Source organism: Allobosea sp. BK604 (assembly GCF_004341515.1).
GTDB lineage: Bacteria > Pseudomonadota > Alphaproteobacteria > Rhizobiales > Beijerinckiaceae > Allobosea.
On the sequence record NZ_SLZF01000006.1, the window covers coordinates 319,626 to 337,479 of the forward strand.

The window sequence follows — 17,854 nt, forward strand, 5'->3', positions numbered from 1 at the left end:
TCCTAGCTCCCGCTGGCCGGGGCGATCGGAGTGGCGCTCACCGTCAGGCCGGGACGAACCTTCAGGATTCCGTCGATAATGACGTTCTCGCCCTCGTTGAGGCCGGAATCGACGACGATATCGGCGTCCTGCTGGGTGCCCAGCTTGATCCGGCGCTGCTGGACCTTGTTGTCCTTGTCGACGACGAGCACATAGCTGCCGGCCTGGTCGACCTGGATCGCCGCCTGCGGCACGACGAGGCGGGGCTGCTCGCGCCGCTCGCGCACCTCGACCGTGACGAACTCGCCGTCGATCAGCTGGCGCTCGGGATTGGGCAGCGTCGCGCGCATCGTCACCGTGTCGGTCTGCTGGTCGACCTGCGGGTCGGTATAGTTCCAGACGCCGGCATGGGCATATTCCTTGCCCGTCGGCAGACGCACGGTGATCGCGATCTTGCTCTGGCCGCCATCCTCCTGCTTGCGCTGCTCGCGGATCTCCTCGAGCTGGCGCACGCTGACCTGGAACAGGACATACATCGGGTCCTGGCTGACGATCGTGGCGAGCGCACCGCTATTGGGCCCGACGAGGTTGCCCTGGGTATAGGCCGTGAGGCCGATCCGGCCGGCGATCGGGGCGATGACGTCGGTGTAGCCGAGATTCTCCTTGGCCTGGGTCAGTGCCGCCTGGTTCTGCAGCACCTGCGCATGGGCCATGTCGAGGCTGGCGCGGTTGCTGTCGAGCGTCGCCTGCGAGACGGCCTGCGTCTTCACCAGATCCTGGGAGCGATTATAGGTGAGCTGGGCGTTGAGTTCGGCCGCCTTGGCCGAGGCGACATTGGCCTGCGCCTGGTCGACCTGCGCCTGATATTGCACCTTCTCGATCTGGTAGAGGACGTCGCCGGCCTTGACGTCCTGGCCTTCCATGAACTGCACCTTGTCGAGGAAGCCCTGCACGCGCGCCATCAGCGCCACGCTTTCCGGCGCCTTGATGCGGCCGACGAAGGAATAGGTCCAGGTCACGCCCTTCTTGGTCGCGGCCATCACGCCGACGGAGGGCGGTGGCGGAGCCGCGGGCGCAGCGGCCTGCTTCTCGTTGCAGGCAGCCAGCAGCAGCGCCAGACCTGCGATCGACACCAGAACCCGTCGTCTCATCGCCTGTTCCCCCGACCGTTCGCAACGACCGTTAGGGCAGCATCGTGACAAACTTCTGAGCGGTTGCACAAGAGCGATGATCACAAGTGCCTGAACCGCCTCGGCATCCCCGCCATGCGCACGCAGCTGCTTGTTGTGCGACACGCTGCCGCACTAGCCTAGAGCCAAGGCTGGGCGGGGACACCAAGCCGTCGGGAGGAAAAGATGAGAAGCAACCGTCACGCGCGGGCCCTCGGCCTCGCGCTCGCCGCCTTCTGTTGCGCCGGAACCATGCCGGCGCAGGCCGAACTTTCCGGCGCCGTGCGCCGCACCGAGCAGAACGTCAAGGGGCTGCAGGCGCCGGCCGAGCTGATCCTCGACCAATGGGGCGTCGCCCATATCTATGCCGGTTCGACCCGCGATGCGCTGTTCCTGCAAGGCTACAATGCCGCGCGCGACCGGCTCTGGCAGATCGACCTCTGGCGCAAGCGCGGCCTTGGCCTGCTCGCCAAGGATTTCGGCCCGTCCTATGTCGCGCAGGATCGCGCCGCCCGGCTCTTCCTCTATCGCGACGACATGGCGCGCGAATGGGCCGCCTACGGTCCCGACGCCAAGAGCTATACCGAGGCCTTCGTCGCCGGAATCAACGCATTGGTCGACGAGGTTCGGGCCGGGCAGCGGCCGATCCCGCTCGAATTCCGCATCGCCGGAACCATGCCCGACCATTGGAAGGCGGAGGATGTCGTGCGCATCCGCAGCCATGGCCTGACCCGCAATGTGATGTCCGAGGTGGTGCGCGCCCGCGTCGCCTGCGCCGCCGGCGTCGAGACCGACCGCTTCCGCCGCGTGCTCGAGCCGGCGACGGCGACCAAGGTGCCGGAGGGGCTCGATCCCTGCGCGATCAAGCCGGATATTCTCGACGACTATAATCTGGCGACACGCGAGGTCAGCTTCGCCAAGCCCGGCGAGAAGCGGGCGGCGCTCGATCGCGACGCGATCTTCGCCGCCGCCGGCGACAGCGTCTCGACCATCGGCTCGAACAACTGGACGGTGGCGCCGAGCCGCACCGCGACCGGCCGCCCGCTGCTCGCCAACGACCCGCACCGCGCCCATGGCGTGCCGTCGCTGCGCTATGTCGTGCATCTCAATGCGCCGGGCTTCTCGGTGATCGGCGCCGGCGAACCGGCCCTGCCCGGCATCTCGATCGGCCATAACGGCCAGATCGCCTTCGGCCTCACCATCTTCGCGATCGACCAGGAGGATCTCTACGTCTACGAGACCGACGCGGCCAATCCCAACCGCTATCGCTATCGCGACGGCTGGGAGGAGATGCGCACCGTCAGCGAGACGATCGAGGTCAAGGGCGAGGCGCCGCGACAGGTCGAGCTGCGCTTCACCCGGCACGGGCCGGTGCTGAAGGCCGAGCCCGGCGAGCGGCGCGCCTTCGCCATGCGCTCGGTCTGGTTCGAGCCCGGCACCTCCGCCTATTTCAACTCGGCCGAATACATGACGGCGAAGGATTGGGACGGCTTCAAGAAGGCGATGGCCGAATGGGGCGCGCCTTCCGAGAACCAGGTCTACGCCGATACCAAGGGCAATATCGGCTGGATCGTCGGCGGCCGCTCGCCGATCCGCAGCAATTTCGACGGGCTGCTGCCCGTGCCCGGCGACGGGCGCTACGAATGGCAGGGTTTCCTCAAGGGCAACGAGCTGCCCGAGGTGCTCAACCCGCCGGAAGGCTTCTTCGCCACGGCCAACGAGATGAACATCCCCAGGGATCATCCGGTCCTGGGCCGCAAGGTCGGCTTCGAATGGTCCGATCCGTCGCGGATCACCCGGATCAAGGAGGTGCTCGCCGCCAAGGGCAAGCTCAGCATCGCCGATGCGATGGCGTTGCAGACAGACGATAGTTCGGTCAATGCCCGCAAGCTCGCCGCGCTGCTGGCGCCACTCTCCTCGGACGATCCGGTCACGGCCGAGGGCCTGCGCCTGATCAAGGACTGGAACCGCGAGACGCGCGTCGACAGCCCGGCCGCCGCCCTCTCCGAGGTCTGGATGAGCAAGCATCTCGGACGGGTGCTGACGGCCAAGGCCGTGCCCGAGCCGGCGCGCGCCGTCATCGGGCCGCTCGATACCATCGCCGTGATCTCCTATCTCGAAGCGCCGGATGCCGCGCTCGGCGGCGATCCGAAGGCGGCGCGCGATGCGCTGCTGCTCGAGAGCCTGAAGGCAGCCATGAACGAGCTGCGCCAGGCGATGGGCACGGACATCACGACCTGGAACTGGGGCCGGCTGCACCATGCCCAGTTCGACCACGCCATCGCGCCGATGGCGAACGACGCCGACAAGGCGCAGCTCAATATCGGGCGCCTCGCCATGGGCGGCTCGGCCTTCAGCCCGCGCGCGGCCTCGTACCGGACCAGCGACTTCAAGGTCACGGCCGGCGCCTCCTTCCGGATGGTGCTCGATGTCGGCAATTGGGACGATAGCCGCTTCATCAACACGCCCGGCCAGTCCGGCGATGCCTATAGCCCGCATTATCGCGACCTGGCGCCGCTCTGGGCCGCGGGAGACTATGCCCCGCTGGCCTATTCGCGCGAGGCGGTGGAGCGGGCGGCGCGCTCGGTCATCGCGCTGACGCCGGGCGGCTGAGCCGGGACGATCGGGCGCTCAGGTCGCAAGCAGGCCGAGCGCCCGTTCGATGCGCGAGCAGCCGCCGCGCTGGCGCGCCTTGTCATAGCAGGCCTTGAGCTTGCCGCTGGCATAGGAGCTGACGACGATGGCGTGGACATAGCTCTTGCGGACCACGGCCGGCGTATTGACCAGCCGCTCGGAGATGGCGCGCATGATATCGGCGAGCTGGCGCTTCCGGCCGGTCTCGCTGGCGGCGACATCGCCGGCCAGCAAGAGCTCGGCGGCAGCCGCATTGGCCGCGAGCATGCGCAGATCCTTGCTGCTGATCGGCAGGCCGGTGGCGCGACGCAGATAGGTGTTGATCTCGGCGGCACGGATGCGCGCGACCGAGCCGTCCTCGCGCCGGTATTGCAGGAGCGCGCGGCCCTTGAGCGTCATGATTCGCGCGAGCGCGCGCGCCAGCACCGCATCGTCGGTGGAGCAGGCGATGTCCTTGCCGCTCTTGCCGCGAAACGCGAGCGCGACCTTGCGGCCGCTCACGGCCACATGGCGCTTGAGCAGGGTCGAGGCGCCATAGCTGCCATTGTCGCGCGCATAGGCATCGTTGCCGACGCGGATATGGCAGCGATCGATGATCGCGGCGGCGCAGGCCAGGGCCTTGTCCTGCGACAGGTTCCGCAGCTTCAGGTCGCGGGCGATGGCGGCGCGCAGCGTCGGCAGCGCCTCGACCAGGCGCTGCAGCCGCTTGAGCTTGCGGCGCTCGCGCACCTTTTCCCAATCGGGATGATAGCGGTGCTGGATGCGGCCCGCCTCGTCGCGGCCGGTCGCCTGCAGATGCGCACGCGGATCGGCCGCGATCCGGACATCGCTATAGGCCGGCGGGATGACGAGCGAGCGGATTCGGGCGAGCGTATCGGGATCGCGAATGGCGGCGCCGCCCTCGTCGGCATAGGCGAAGCCCTTGCCGCGGCGCAGGCGGCGAATGGTCAGGGCGGTCGACGGCGTGCGCCGCAGGCGGCCCGATGCTTGCCCGTTCTCGACAAGTGCCATGTCCCAGCCTCCGCCTGATTCACGCCGAATCAATCGGCGTGGAGCGCGAAGGTTCCGCCGCGCGGCAGAGCGCCTCAGGGGACGTGGAGCGTGCGGGTATGCTCCGGCATGGCCTCGTCCTCGAAGAGCTCGGGATGGTCATGGGCGATGCGCGGGAGGGCATTGAGGATCTCGCGCAAATGCTTGCGCATCTGCGCCTCGGCGCCATCGGCATCGCGGGCCTCGATCGCGTCGACAATGGCGATATGCTGGGCGATCAGCAGCGGCAGCGGCGAGGCGCCGGGCAGCGAGAGATAGCGCACGCGGTCGGTCTGGGCGCGGGCGCCCTCGACGACGCGGCCGGCATAGTCGCAATCGACGATCTCGGCGAGGAGTTGGTGGAAATTCTCGTCGAGGACGGAGAAGCCGGCATGGTCGCCCTGATCGGCGGCATGGCGCTGGCCCTCGACCAGCCCCCGCAGCCGTGCGACCTGGGCCGGCGTGATCAGCGTCGTCGCGGCGCGGGCGATGGCGCATTCCACCGCCTCGCGCACGAAGCGGGCATTGGCGACGGCGCGCATCGAGATCTTGTTCACATAGGTGCCGCGGCTCGGCAGGACCTGGACGAGGCCCGCCTCGGCCAGTTTGATGAAGGCCTCGCGCACCGGCTGGCGGCTGACGCCGAAGCGGCCGGCGATCTCCTTCTCGGAAAGCGCCTCGCCCGGCCTCAGCTCGACGGCGATGATCGCCTGGCGCAGCACCTGGACCAGTTGCGGCGCGATCGGGTCCCTCAGCCTGAGCGTGGCGTCCATGTCAAAACCCGCTTGCAGCTTCGCTCATGGCGGCTATCATACCGGTATGGTGCAGAATAACCAACAAGAACATGCTCTTGTGCCAACTCAATTATTGCGCCCCTGAAGCGATCCGGAGCTGCGTTCGATCTGGCGACGCCGTGCGGGGCCGATGGAAATCATTGCAACTGGCAGCCCGGGCCGCTAGCCCGATGACGATCAAACCCCGAGGAATTTGAACGATGGAACAGACCTGGCGCTGGTTCGGCCCGGACGACGTGGTGACCCTTGCCCAGGCGCGGCAGGCGGGCGCGCAAGGTATCGTCAACGCCCTGCACCAGATCCCCTATGGCGTGGTCTGGAGCGTCGAGGAGATCGAGGCGCGCAAGGCGATCATCGAAGCCGACAAGAGCCTCGGACTACGCTGGTCGGTGGTCGAGAGCCTGCCGATCCACGAGACCGTCAAGATCGGCGAAGGCGATCTCGGGACCATCTTCGCCAATTACCGCCAGTCGCTGCGCAATCTCGCCGCCTGCGGCATCGAGGTGGTCTGCTACAATTTCATGCCGGTGCTGGACTGGACCCGGACCGAGCTGGCGCAGCCCCTGCCCGGCGGCGGCACGGCCTTGCGCTTCAACATCCACGAATATGTCGCCTTCGACCATTTCATGCTGCAGCGGCCGGGCGCCGACGAGGGCCATTCGGCGGATGTCATGGACCGGGCCAAAGCCTGGTTCGAGCGCTCGAGCGAGGCCGACCGCGCCAGGCTCCTCGCCAATATCATGGCCGGGCTACCCGGCGCCTATGACCGCTACGACGTGCCGGGCCTCAAGCGCATGCTCGAGCGCTATCGCGGCATGAGCCATGACGGCCTGCGCGCCAACCTGAAGCGCTTCCTCGAAGAGGTGATCCCGACTGCGGAAGAGGTCGGCATCCGCATGTGCATCCATCCCGACGATCCGCCGCGGCCGCTCTTCGGCCTGCCGCGCATCTGCTCGGACGAACCGGATATCACCTTCATCCTCGGCGCGGTCGACAAGCCGGCCAATGGCCTGACCCTGTGCTCGGGCTCGCTCGGCGCCAATCCGAAGAACGATGTCCCGGCGATCGCCAGGCGCTTCGCCGACCGGATCTGGTTCGCTCACCTGCGCAACGTCGCCAAGGACGCCGACGGTTCCTTCATGGAGGCCGAGCATCTCGGCGGCGACACCGACATGGTCGCGCTCGTCGACGTGCTGCTGACCGAGGAGCAGCGCCGCAAGGCCGCCGGCTGGAAGCATTGGCGCATCCCGATGCGGCCCGACCATGGCCACGAGCTCCTCGACGATGTCGGCAAGGGCTCGTTCCCCGGCTATCCGGCGGTCGGCCGCCTGCGCGGTCTCGCCGAGCTGCGCGGCGTGATGACGGCCGTGAGCTCGCTGAAAGGCTACGCCTGACCGTCATTGCGAGCGCAGCGACGCAATCCAGGGGCCGCCGGGCACCCAGTCCTCCTGGATGGCTTCGTCGCTGCGTTCCTCGCAATGACGGGAAGGATCAGCCGAGCAGGCGCTGATCCGCGAGCTGGACCAGCTTGCCACCGGCGACGGTGGCGACGACCCGCGGCTGCGGCGCGTCCTCGACGATGATCAGGTCGGCGCGCTTGCCGGCGGCGATCACGCCGCGATCCGCCAGGCCGAGCGCCGCGGCGGGAGCCTGCGAGACCAGCTTCCAGGCCTCGGCGAAGCCCGCGGTGCCGTTGCGCGCCAGGATGAAGGGTGCGAGCAGCAGCGCGGGATAGTAATAATCCGAGGCGAGGATGGTGCAGAGCCCCTCGCCCACCATCTCCTCCGCTGCCGGGCAGCCGGTATGCGAGCCGCCGCGCACGACATTGGGCGCGCCGAAGACGGTGGGCTCGCCATGCGCGACGGCCTCGCGCGCGGTCGCCACGTTCATCGGGAACTCGGCCACGGTGACGCCGAGCGAGCGGTACCAGCGCCGCATCCCGGGGCTCATGTCGTCATGCGAGAGCGTCGGGATGCCGGCCGCGAGCGAGGCCTTGGCGAGACGCTCGACCGAGCCCGGCACCTCCTCCTTGCGATCGTAGACGTTGCGCGCCAGCACCATGAAATCGGCATGCGAGAGCCCGGTGCGCTCGACCATCTTGGCGACCTTGTCCGGGCGATCCGTCTCCTTGAGGATGCCGCCGGTATGGTCGTTGAAGGCGAGCACGCCGACCTTGCCGCCTGCGAGCCAGTCGATGATCTCGGCCTCGGCATCGAGGTTGAAGGTCTCGTGGCGGAGATGGAAGCGCGTATCGGCGCCGAGCGCCGGAGAGAGCCGCGCGATCGCCTCGATCAGCGAGCGCGCATTCCCCGCGCCGCGCAGGCCGGGCTCCCAGGACCAGGTGACGCCATGGAAGGCGGTGGTGATGCCGCAGGTCAGCATGGCGCGGTCGGCATCGCGCAGGGCGAGATCGATATCGAAGGAGACGCGCGGGCGCGGCATGATATGGCGCTCGAAGGCATCGCCATGGCAATCGACGATGCCTGGCAGGACGAGCAGGCCGGTCGCGTCGAGGCGCAATGCGCCGGGGCGAGCCGGCGCGTCCAGGCCAAGGATGGTCGTTCCTTCGGTCGTCAGTTCGGCGCGCAGCAGATCGCCCGCGAGAACCGTCCCGCCTGTGATGTGAAGACTCAAGCGCCGCCTCCTCGATGTGCCGGAGGCGGGCGCTTGAGCGCCGATGATGACGGCAGGATGACGAAAGCGCGATTTGTCTAGACTATTTTCACGCCCGCGCTGCAAGACGCCTCAATAGACATCAGCCTGGTAGCGCCCGGCCTTCTTGAGCGCGGCGACATAGGCCACCGCCTCGTCGGCCGAGCGCTTGCCGTGCTCGGCCACGACATCGACCATGGCGCGCTCGACATCCTTGGCCATGCGCTTGGCATCGCCGCAGACGTAGAAATGCGCGCCCTGCTCGAGCCAGGCGAAGAGCTCGGCGCCGCGCTCGCGCATGCGGTCCTGGACGTAGATCTTCTCCTTGCCGTCGCGCGACCAGGCCAGCGTCAGCCCGTGGAGGACTCCATCCTGCTTCAGCGCGTTGAGCTCATCCTCGTAGAAGAAGTCGCTGGTGCGGCGCTGATGGCCGAAGAAGAGCCAGTTCCGCCCCGGTGCCTTCGTCGCCTTGCGGTCGTGCAGGAAGGCGCGGAAGGGCGCGATGCCGGTTCCGGGACCGCACATGATCACCGGCGTCTCGGAGTTCTCCGGCAGGCCGAAGCCATGGGCGCGCTGGACATAGACCTTGACCTTGTCACCGGGCGCGACGCGCTCGGCGAGATAGGTCGAGGCGACGCCCCAGCGCGGGCGGGTCCCGATCCTGTAGCGCACCGTGTCGACCGTCAGCGAGATGCGGCCGGGCGTGGCGTTGAACGAGGACGAGATCGAGTAGAGCCGCGGCTGCAGCTCATCCAGCGCCTCGACGAAGGCCTCGGCCGAGAGCCTCGCCGAGGAGAATTTGTGCAAGGTGCCGAGCACGTCGAGCCGGTCGAGATCGCCGTCCGGATCCTCGCCGGCGGCAAGGCGCTTGGCCTTCTGGCGGGTCTCGCCGCCGGTGACATAGGAAATGAGCTGGAAGAGCGCGTCTGGCGCCGGGCCGAGATCGCGGTCGGCGAGCAGGACGTCGCGCAGGCTCTTGCCGCCGATATCGGCATCCGGCCGCGCGCCAAGCAGGGCGATGACGGCATCGACGAGGCGCGGATCGTTCTGCGCGACGATGCCGAACGCGTCGCCGACGACATAGTCGAGACCGCTCTCCGTCAGGTCGAACTCGACATGGTAGGTCTCCTTCTCCGAGCCCTCGCCATTGAGCTTGCGGCGCGACATGAAGGTGGCGAGCGCCGGGTTCTCGCGGGAGCGGCCGACAGGGCCGGCCGGGGCGGCGGGCGCGGCGGCCTCTGCCGGAGCGGCGGCGGGCGCGCTGCCCGCCTCCTCCGTCAGCGCCTTGAGCATGCGCAGCGTGTCCTTGCCGCCGGGCGCGCAGAGGTTGAGCCTGCCTTCCTTGCCCTCGGCGATCGCGGCCGAATAGGTCGCGCAGACATAGCCGCACTGGCCGCAATCCTGCTGCGCCATGGCGGCGAAGAGCCGGCGCGGCAAAGGCTTGCCCTCGGCGAGCTTCATGCGCTCGCCGATCTCCATGGCCGGGTCGTGCCAGGGCGCGCCGTCATCGGCCTCGGCCATCATCGCGGCATTCTCGGCGGGCGAGAGCGCGGTGACACCGGCATTGTCGAGCGAGAGCAGGCCGGCGAAGAAGCCGTTGAGCCAGGAGCGCTGTTCCTCGCTGAAGGGCGCGGTCTCCGGCAGGACCTGGACGAGCGGATTCGGGCTCTGGACGGTCATGCGGCCTCTCCCGTCGCCTCGACCAGCGCCTTCAGCTCCGCGATCTCGTGGCGGCGGGCGAAGGCGACGAAGCTTTCCTCGGGCGAGGCGCGATGGGCCTGCCAGGTGCGCAGCAGCTTCTCGACCAGCGCCGGCGCGTCCTCGGCCTTCACGTTCTCCTGAAAATCACGCGCCATCGCGCCGTCGACGCCATAGCCGCCGCCGACCAGCAGGTTATAGCCCGGCACCGTGTCGCCTTCCTCGTTGACCGGCACCTTGGCGCCGATCAGCCCGAGATCGCCGATATAGTGCTGGGCGCAGGAATGGTGGCAGCCGGTCAGGTGGATATTGACCGGCGTCTCCAGCGCGAGGCGCTCGTCGCAATGGGCGGCGATGGCGAGCGCGTCCTCCTTGGTGTGGGCGGCGGCGAACTTGCAGCCGGTCGCCCCGGTGCAGGCGACGAGCCCGGCCCGCAGCACCGAGGTCTCGGCCGAGAGGCCGCACGCCCCGAGATTGGCAAGGACGTCCTCGACCCTGCCGTCGGGCACGCCGGAGATCAGCAGGTTCTGCCAGACGGTGAGGCGGATATCGCCGTCGCCGCATTGATTGGAAATGGCGGCGATCACCCGCATCTGCGCGGCGGTGAGCTTGCCGACCGGCAGGGCGACGCCGACCCAGTTGAGGCCGGGCTGCACCTGTGCGTGCACGCCGATATGGGCGAGCCGGTCATAGACCGGGCGCGGCTTGACGAAGGCGCCGTCGACCCGGACGAGCCTGCGGCCAAGCTTCTCCTCGACGGCGGCCAGGAACCTGTCGAAACCCCAGGCGTCGAGCACGTATTTCAGCCGGGCCTTGGCGCGATTGGTGCGGTCGCCATTGGCGATGAAGACGCGCACGATCGCATCGGCCACCGCCACGGCATCCGACGGCGCGACGACGATGCCGGTGTCGCGGGCGAGATCGTGATGGCCGGTGATGCCGCCGAGCGCGAGCCGGTACCAGATGCCGGGCTCGACCGGCTGCCCCTCGAAGCTTGCACCCTGCCCGATCTCGACGGCCTGGAAGCCGATATCGTTGGTGTCCTCCAGCGTCGCGATCGAGCCGGCGCCGTCGAAGGCGACGTTGAACTTGCGCGGCAGGCCATAGAGCGAGCGGTCATTGAGAATGTGGTGATGCCAGGCGCGGGCATGCGGCCGCGTATCGAGCAATTCGAGCGGGTCGATGCCAGCCGCCGCCGAGCCGGTGACGTTGCGGATATTGTCGGCGCCGGAGCCCTTGGCGGTGAGGCCGAGATCGGCGAGGCCTTCGAGCAGGAGCGGCGCCTTCGCGGCCGTGATCTCGCGGATCTGCAGGTTGGCGCGGGTGGTGACATGGCTGTAGCCGCCACCGAAGCGCCCGGCGAGATCGGCGACGCCCTCGAATTGCCAGGCCTTGAGGATGCCATTGGGGATGCGCAGCCGGCACATGTAGCTGTCCTGCGCCGGGGCGACGTAGAACAGGCCGTGATAGCGCCAGCGGAAATTATCCTCGGGCTTGGGATAGGAGCCGGAAGAAGCCTGGGTCTTGAAGCGCGCATAGGCATCGAACGGGTGCTCGGCCTGTTTCCATTTCTCCTGGTCGACCAGCTTGCCGCCGCCCGCGACCGTCTTCGCCTGGGCTTCGGCATGCTCCTTGTCCGGGCCGGAGGGCGCGGTGCCGCCACCGCCCGCGGCGCCGCCGAGCGGCCCCAGGCCGCGGGCCGCGCGGGCCGACTGCATGCCGCTCATGAAGCCTTCGAGATAGCGCTTCTGCTCGGGGGTGAAATCGCCGCTCATGATCGGTTCCGAATTGCTCAAGCCGCCGGCTTCGCCGTCTCGGCTGCCGCGATCATCGCGCCCGAGAGCGTGCCATAGGCGGTGGTCCAGGCGTCCTTGACCTCTGGCGTGAAGCCTTCGCCGAGCCCCTGCTCGAGCGTCCAGAGCAGGGCCGCGCCGACCGGCAGGTAATGCGCCGCGCCGACGCCGTAGCCGGCATGGCGCTCGGCCAGCCGGGTCACCGCCGGCATCAGCGCGGGCAGATCGTCGAGGCCGCGCACCACGACGGCGAGCGTCGCCATCAGCTTGCGGCCCTGCTCGCCGATGTCGGACTTGAACAGCCCGCGGGTCTCGGGCGCGATCTCGAAGAGGCGGCCGTAGAACAGCGCGGCGGCCTGGTCGGCAATGGGCGCGACCTTGCCGAAGCTGTCGCGGACGCTGGCAATCTGCTCGGGGGTCATGCAGGCCTCCTCACGCCGCCTCGACGAAGCGGTGGCGCTCGTAGAGGAACTTCAGGACGGCCTCGCGCGCCGCGATGTAGGTGCGGTCGGAGACCAGCTCGAGGCGCTTGCGCGGGCGCGCCAGCCCGACCTCGAGCACCTCGCCGATGCGGGCCGAGGGGCCGTTGGTCATCATCACGATGCGGTCCGAGAGCAGCACGGCCTCGTCGACATCATGGGTGATCATGATCATCGTGTTGCCGAGCGAGGCGTGGATCTGCATCACGGAATCCTGCAGATGCGCGCGGGTGAGCGCGTCGAGCGCCCCGAAAGGCTCGTCGAGCAGCAGGATCTTCGGCTCCATGGCGAGGCCGCGCGCGATGCCGACGCGCTGCTTCATGCCGCCGGAGATTTCCGCGGGGCGCTTGTCCCTGGCGTGACCCATCTGGACGAGGTCGAGATTGTGCATGATCCAGTCATGCCGCTCGGCCCGCGACTTCGAGCCGCCGAAGACCTTGTTCACCGCGAGCCCGACATTGTCGTAGACGCTGAGCCAGGGCAGCAGCGAATGGTTCTGGAAGACCACCGCGCGCTCGGGGCCGGGCTCGCTGACCTCCTTGTTCTCGAGCAGGACCGCGCCCGTCGTCACCGGGGTCAGGCCGGCGATGATGTTGAGCAGGGTCGACTTGCCGCAGCCGGAATGGCCGATGATCGAGACGAACTCACCCTTGTCGATGACGAGGTTGATGTCCTTCAGGACTTCCGTGGTGGCGCCGCCGCGCTGGAAGCTTTTGTCGACATGGTCGATCTTGAGATAGCTCATCCGATCCCCCCTCAGTTCGCCGCAGTGCCGCGGGTGACGACGCTGCCGATGAAGGCGACGAGGCGGTCGAGGATGAAGCCGACCACGCCGATATAGACGAGCGCCACGATGATGTCGGAGAGGCGCGAGGAGTTCCACGCGTCCCAGATGAAGAAGCCGATGCCGACGCCGCCGGTGAGCATCTCGGCCGCGACGATGGCGAGCCAGGACAGGCCGACGCCGATCCGCAGGCCGGTGAAGATGTAGGGCGCGGCCGAGGGCACCATGATCTTGAAGAAGAACTCGACCTGGTTCAGCCGCAGCACCTGCGCGACATTGCGGTAATCCTGCGGGATATTTCGGATGCCGACGGCGGTGTTGATGATCACCGGCCAGATCGCGGTGATGAAGATCACGAAGATCGCCGAGGGCTGGCTGTCGCGGAACGCGGCGAGCGAGAGCGGCAGCCAGGCGAGCGGCGGCACGGTGCGCAGCACCTGGAAGACCGGATCGAGCCCCCGCATCGCCCAGACCGACTGGCCGATCAGCGCGCCGAGCAGCACGCCGACCACGGCCGCGAGGCCGAAGCCGATGGCGACGCGCTGGAGCGAGACCAGGATGCGCCAGCCGAGCCCGATATCCTGCGTGCCGGCCGAGTAGAACGGCTCGGTGATCAGGTCCTTGGCTTCGTCCCAGATCTTGGTCGGCGGCGGCAGCGAGGATTGCGGGCCGGACGCGGCGATCTGCCAGAACAGCAGGATCAGCGCGACCGTGAGCAGCGGCGGCAGGAGATTGACGAGCACGGATTTGAGCCATGGCGAGAGCCGCGCCGAAAGCGGCTTGCCCGCTGCTGCCGGCAGGCTGACGACCTGCGCCTTCGCGGCCGGCAGCGCGACGACCTTCGCCTCGGCCTCCTTCAAGACGGCCTGCCCCATCCCGTTGCTCCTCTCGATCGCTTCGATGCTGGTGATGCTCATGCTGCGGCCTCGCCTGCCGAATTCCCGTGGCGGGTGCTCGCGCCGATGCGCCGGATTTCCGGCAGGCAGGAGCCGCAATTGGTGCCGGCCCTGAGCTGTCGGCCGATATCCTCGGCGCTGACCGTCCCGCCGGACGCAAAGGCGGCGCGAATGGCGTTGAGGCCGACGCCGAAACAGGCGCAGACGATCGGCCCCGCATCCGCCGCGCCGTCGAGCCGTCGTCCGGCGAGGAGCGCGAGCCGATTCTCGGGAGCGAAGTCGGGATCGGCGAAAGCGAGCTTGACCGTGTCCCAGAGCGGGGCGCGATCCGCGGGGCCAAGGAACAGCGCCGCGACCAGCTTGCCGTCCCGTGTCGCCGCGCAGCGATAGATGCCGGCCTCGCGGTCGACCATCTCGACGAGGCCATCCTCGCCGAAGATCGCGCGGCTATGGGCCATCAGCTCGTCCGCCGAGGCGTTCGTGGCGAAGAGCCGACCCTGCCCGCCGTCGACCGCGACCGCGGCCCACCAGCTTTCGGAGGGCAGAGCTACGGGATCGCGCGAGAGCACGAAGCCACGCGCGGCATAGGCCACGGGCAGGATGCGCGAGGGCGTCGCCTTCATCTCGGGCTGGCCGGAATAGGGATCGCAGAACGGCTGTACCGCGGCGCCGATCCGGGCATGCGAGGCGGTCTGCGCCGACCAATGGATCGGCGCGAAGAGCGCGCCCTCCTGCACGCCGGGATCGAGCGCGACCTTGAGCACGACCGCGCCATGGCCGTTCTCGATACGGGCGAAACCGCCCTCGACGAGGCCGTAGCGGCCGGCGTCGGCAGGGTTCAGATAGACCGAGGGCTCGCTGATATGGGCGCCGAGCTTCGGGCTCAGGCCGGTGCGCGTCATCGTATGCCACTGGTCGCGGATGCGGCCGGTGTTGAGCAGCAGCGGAAACTCGTCGCTGACGGCTGAAGCGAGCGCTGGCATCGCCAGCGGCTTCAGGCTGGCGCGGCGATCCTGCGTGAAGAAGCCGCCGTCGCCGAAGAGGCGCGGCGTTCCCAGCGGCCGCCCGGCCGGGACCGGCCATTGCACGGGGTTCAGCGCGTCATAGGCGCGGCGATCGAGCATCGAATGGGCGCCGATGTCGAAATCGCGGCTGCCCTCGTTCTCGAAGGCCGAGAGCGTGGCGTGCTCGGCATAGATCTCGGAGGCATCGGGATAGCTGAAGGCCTGGCCGAAGCCGAGGCGCCTGGCCACCTCGCAGATGATCCACCAGTCGGGCTTGACCTCGCCCGGCAGCGGCAGGAAGGCGCGCTGGCGCGAGATGCGGCGCTCGGAATTGGTGACCGTGCCGTCCTTCTCGCTCCAGGCGGCGGCCGGCAGGATGAAATCGGGCTCGCCGCGCAAGGTGTCGTTGGAGAGGACATTCTCGGAGACGATGAAGAGATCGAGCCCCTTCAGCGCCGAGAGCACATGGTCGGCGCGCGGCAGCGACACGGCGGGGTTCGTCGCCATCACCCAGAGCGCGCGGATGCGCTGCTCGGCGACCGCGTCGAGCATGGCGACGGCCTTCAGCCCCTCCTGCCGGGCCATGTTCGGCGCGTTCCAGAAGCGGCGGACGCGGTCGATCTCAGCCGGGGAATAGCCCATATGGGCGGCCAGCATGTTGGCGAGACCGCCGACCTCGCGCCCGCCCATGGCGTTGGGCTGGCCGGTCAGCGAGAACGGCCCGCCGCCCGGCCGGCCGATCCGGCCGGTGGCGAGATGGCAATGCAGGATCGCCGCGACCTTGTCGGTGCCCTGCGCCGACTGGTTGACGCCCTGGCTCCAGGCGGTGACGACGGCCGGCGTCGAGGCCCAGAGCGCATAGAAGGCGGCGATGTCCGGCATGCCCAGGCCGGTGCGGAGGGCGACGGTCGCGAGGTCGGGCGCGATGGCGCGGGCATTGGCCAGAGTCTCGTCGAAGCCGGTCGTGTGGTTGGCGAGATAGGTCGCGTCGACCAGGCCGCGCTCGGCGAGATCGACGAGCAGGCCGGCGAAGAGCGCGGCGTCCGAGCCCGGCTTCAGAGGCAGGACGAGATCGGCATCCTCGGCGGTGGCGGTGACGCGCGGATCGATGACCACGAGCTTGGCGCCGCGCTCGCTGCGGTTCTGCTGCATGCGCCGGAACAGCACGGGATGGCACCAGGCCGTATTCGAGCCGACGAGCACGATCAGGTCGGCGCAGTCGAGATCCTCATAGGAGCCGGGCACCGTGTCCGAGCCGAAGACGCGGCGATGGCCGGCGACGGTCGAGGACATGCAGAGCCGCGAATTGGTGTCGACATGCGGCGAGCCGATGAAGCCCTTCATCAGCTTGTTGGCGACGTAATAATCCTCGGTCAGGAGCTGGCCGGAGAGATAGAAGGCGACGGCTTCGGGACCATGGCGGGCAATGATGCTGCTGAAGCCGCCGGCGACGGCATCGAGCGCCAGTTCCCAGGAGACCCGGTCGTAGCCGCCCGCGGCGTTGCGCTTCAGCGGATGCAGCACGCGGCTGCCCAGCCCGAGCGTCTCGCCCAGGGCTGAGCCCTTCGAGCAGAGCCGGCCGAGATTGGCGGGATGGGCCGGATCGCCCGCCACCGCCGCGCCGCCCTTGCCGTCCGGCATCGCCAGCACGCCGCAGCCCACCCCGCAATAGGGGCAGGTCGTGCGGACGGGGCTGGAGCTGGAGAGCGGGGCGTCGTGGCGCATGGTCAGGCCGCCTCGCTGACGCAATAGGCCTCGCCGAAAGGCAGGTCGGCGCGGATGGCCGAGATGTCCTGGCCGGAACGGATGAGGCCGAGATAGAACAGCGCGCCCGTGGTCTCGCCGACGAGGATGCAGCCGGCAAGCCTGCCGCCGCGCAGCACGAACTTGCGGTAGATGCCGGCGGCGCGGTCGCGCAGGATCACGGTCTCGTCGCCCGGGCCTGGCTCGAAATCGCCGGCCGAGAAGACGCCGACACCGGAGACCTTGAGATTGGTCGAGAGCAGCGAGCCGGCATAGCTCGCCTCCTTGCCGGCGAGCCGCGCCGCGAGCACGCGGGCCTGCTCATAGGCCGGCTCGACCAGGCCATAGACCTGGCCGCGATGCTCGGCGCATTCGCCGATGGCGAAGATCGACGGGTCGTCGCTGGCGAGGCCGTCATCGACCAGAACGCCGCGATTGACCGCGACGCCAGCCGCCTTGGCGAGGCCGGCATTGGGACGCACGCCGATGGCGATGACGACGAGATCGGCCGGCACCACCGAACCATCGGCGAGCTCGACGCCTTCGACCCTGTCCTTGCCGGTGAAGGCCTTGGTCGCAGCGTTGAGCCGGACGACGACGCCGCGCTTGCCCATCTCGGCGGCGAGCAAAGCCGCCCCCTCGGCATCGAGCTGGCGCTCCATCAGCCGGTCGACCAGGTGCAGCAGCGTGACCTTGCCGCCGGCTTTCGACAGGCCATAGGCGGCCTCCAGACCGAGCAGGCCGCCGCCGATGACCACGATGCGCGAGCCGCGCTCGGCATGGGCGCGCAGCAGATCGACATCGGCGGTGTCACGGAAGGTGGCGACGCCCGGCAGATCGATGCCGGGGAAAGGCGGCTTGAGCGGGCTCGAGCCGGTGGCGAGCACCAGCCTGGCATAGGGCAGGCTCAGGCCATCCTCGAGCGTGACCGTCTTCGCCATGCGGTCGATGGACGACACCGCGCGGCCATAGAGCGTCGAGACGCCGCGCGCCTGCCACCAGGCGGCGGGCTTCAGCTCGATATCGGGCGCGGCGATCTCGCCGGCGAGCAGCGGCGAGAGCAGCACGCGGTTATAGGCGAGCCGCGGCTCGGCGCCGATCACCGCGATGGAATAGCGGCCGAGCGAACGCTGGCTGAGCTCGTCGACGAGACGCGTCGCCGCCATGCCCTTGCCGATGATGATCAGCGGCTCGGCCATC

General features: G+C 68.8%; 13 protein-coding genes. 2 read left to right on the forward strand and 11 right to left on the reverse strand.

From position 1 onward, the window contains the following. Window positions 1-2: 2 nt before the first annotated feature. Entirely contained in the window at window positions 3-1,130 is a 1,128-nt protein-coding gene (locus EV560_RS20195; RefSeq protein WP_131857593.1) for an efflux RND transporter periplasmic adaptor subunit, read from the reverse strand. A 270-nt stretch (window positions 1,131-1,400) separates the two neighbouring features. Between EV560_RS20195 and EV560_RS20200 the strand changes: the two genes are divergently transcribed. Continuing rightward, window positions 1,401-3,761, forward strand: coding sequence for a penicillin acylase family protein (locus EV560_RS20200; RefSeq protein ID WP_465247029.1), 2,361 nt, complete (start codon window positions 1,401-1,403; stop codon window positions 3,759-3,761). A gap of 18 nt (window positions 3,762-3,779) precedes the next feature. On the opposite strand, the gene EV560_RS20205 is transcribed toward EV560_RS20200, so the two are convergent. Together EV560_RS20205 and EV560_RS20210 are read right to left on the reverse strand one after the other, a co-directional pair. Continuing rightward, a complete protein-coding gene (locus tag EV560_RS20205; protein WP_131857595.1) occupies window positions 3,780-4,793 on the reverse strand; it encodes a DNA topoisomerase IB in 1,014 nt (337 codons plus the stop codon). Window positions 4,794-4,867: 74 nt separating this feature from the next. Continuing rightward, the gene (locus tag EV560_RS20210) at window positions 4,868-5,584 is read right to left on the reverse strand and encodes a GntR family transcriptional regulator (RefSeq protein ID WP_131857596.1); all 717 of its coding nucleotides are present in this window, start codon (window positions 5,582-5,584) and stop codon (window positions 4,868-4,870) included. Between the two features lie 221 nt (window positions 5,585-5,805). Here EV560_RS20210 and uxuA point away from each other — a divergent pair, with 221 nt between their 5' ends. Next, complete coding sequence (gene uxuA / locus EV560_RS20215) at window positions 5,806-6,999, forward strand: mannonate dehydratase (RefSeq protein WP_131857597.1); 1,194 nt, start codon at window positions 5,806-5,808, stop codon at window positions 6,997-6,999. A gap of 97 nt (window positions 7,000-7,096) precedes the next feature. On the opposite strand, the gene EV560_RS20220 is transcribed toward uxuA, so the two are convergent. The 8 genes from EV560_RS20220 to EV560_RS20255 form a co-directional block, all read right to left on the reverse strand. Further along, complete coding sequence (locus EV560_RS20220; protein ID WP_131857598.1) at window positions 7,097-8,239, reverse strand: alpha-D-ribose 1-methylphosphonate 5-triphosphate diphosphatase; 1,143 nt, start codon at window positions 8,237-8,239, stop codon at window positions 7,097-7,099. Window positions 8,240-8,350: 111 nt separating this feature from the next. Continuing rightward, a complete protein-coding gene (locus EV560_RS20225; RefSeq protein ID WP_131857599.1) occupies window positions 8,351-9,937 on the reverse strand; it encodes a sulfite reductase subunit alpha in 1,587 nt (528 codons plus the stop codon). Continuing rightward, complete coding sequence (locus EV560_RS20230) at window positions 9,934-11,730, reverse strand: NirA family protein (protein ID WP_131857600.1); 1,797 nt, start codon at window positions 11,728-11,730, stop codon at window positions 9,934-9,936. The genes EV560_RS20225 and EV560_RS20230 overlap by 4 nt, the downstream gene beginning before the upstream one ends. 17 nt (window positions 11,731-11,747) lie before the next feature. Beyond that, window positions 11,748-12,170 carry a globin family protein gene (locus EV560_RS20235; RefSeq protein ID WP_131857601.1) on the reverse strand — a complete coding sequence of 141 codons (423 nt, stop codon included), beginning with the start codon at window positions 12,168-12,170 and terminating at the stop codon, window positions 11,748-11,750. A gap of 10 nt (window positions 12,171-12,180) precedes the next feature. Continuing rightward, window positions 12,181-12,972, reverse strand: a complete 792-nt coding sequence (locus EV560_RS20240; RefSeq protein ID WP_131857602.1) for an ABC transporter ATP-binding protein — start codon at window positions 12,970-12,972, stop codon at window positions 12,181-12,183. Between the two features lie 11 nt (window positions 12,973-12,983). Continuing rightward, window positions 12,984-13,886: a nitrate ABC transporter permease gene (ntrB, locus tag EV560_RS20245; RefSeq protein ID WP_131857783.1), complete on the reverse strand. Its 903-nt coding sequence runs from the start codon at window positions 13,884-13,886 to the stop codon at window positions 12,984-12,986. A 38-nt stretch (window positions 13,887-13,924) separates the two neighbouring features. Then, window positions 13,925-16,636, reverse strand: a complete 2,712-nt coding sequence (locus tag EV560_RS20250) for a nitrate reductase (RefSeq protein ID WP_131857603.1) — start codon at window positions 16,634-16,636, stop codon at window positions 13,925-13,927. Window positions 16,637-16,638: 2 nt separating this feature from the next. Further along, window positions 16,639-17,853: an NAD(P)/FAD-dependent oxidoreductase gene (locus EV560_RS20255; protein WP_131857604.1), complete on the reverse strand. Its 1,215-nt coding sequence runs from the start codon at window positions 17,851-17,853 to the stop codon at window positions 16,639-16,641. Window position 17,854 lies beyond the last annotated feature (1 nt).

What these genes read in the sequence shown, in the direction of transcription:
- EV560_RS20230 (WP_131857600.1), bottom strand. Translation starts at nt 11,730, where the DNA reads ATGAGCGGCGATTTCACCCCCGAGCAGAAGCGCTATCTCGAAGGCTTC.
- EV560_RS20255 (WP_131857604.1), bottom strand. Translation starts at nt 17,853, where the DNA reads ATGGCCGAGCCGCTGATCATCATCGGCAAGGGCATGGCGGCGACGCGT.
- EV560_RS20205 (WP_131857595.1), bottom strand. Translation starts at nt 4,793, where the DNA reads ATGGCACTTGTCGAGAACGGGCAAGCATCGGGCCGCCTGCGGCGCACG.
- ntrB (WP_131857783.1), bottom strand. Translation starts at nt 13,886, where the DNA reads ATGGGGCAGGCCGTCTTGAAGGAGGCCGAGGCGAAGGTCGTCGCGCTG.
- EV560_RS20210 (WP_131857596.1), bottom strand. Translation starts at nt 5,584, where the DNA reads ATGGACGCCACGCTCAGGCTGAGGGACCCGATCGCGCCGCAACTGGTC.
- EV560_RS20235 (WP_131857601.1), bottom strand. Translation starts at nt 12,170, where the DNA reads ATGACCCCCGAGCAGATTGCCAGCGTCCGCGACAGCTTCGGCAAGGTC.
- EV560_RS20200 (WP_465247029.1), top strand. Translation starts at nt 1,401, where the DNA reads ATGCCGGCGCAGGCCGAACTTTCCGGCGCCGTGCGCCGCACCGAGCAG.
- EV560_RS20240 (WP_131857602.1), bottom strand. Translation starts at nt 12,972, where the DNA reads ATGAGCTATCTCAAGATCGACCATGTCGACAAAAGCTTCCAGCGCGGC.
- uxuA (WP_131857597.1), top strand. Translation starts at nt 5,806, where the DNA reads ATGGAACAGACCTGGCGCTGGTTCGGCCCGGACGACGTGGTGACCCTT.
- EV560_RS20250 (WP_131857603.1), bottom strand. Translation starts at nt 16,636, where the DNA reads ATGCGCCACGACGCCCCGCTCTCCAGCTCCAGCCCCGTCCGCACGACC.
- EV560_RS20195 (WP_131857593.1), bottom strand. Translation starts at nt 1,130, where the DNA reads ATGAGACGACGGGTTCTGGTGTCGATCGCAGGTCTGGCGCTGCTGCTG.
- EV560_RS20225 (WP_131857599.1), bottom strand. Translation starts at nt 9,937, where the DNA reads ATGACCGTCCAGAGCCCGAATCCGCTCGTCCAGGTCCTGCCGGAGACC.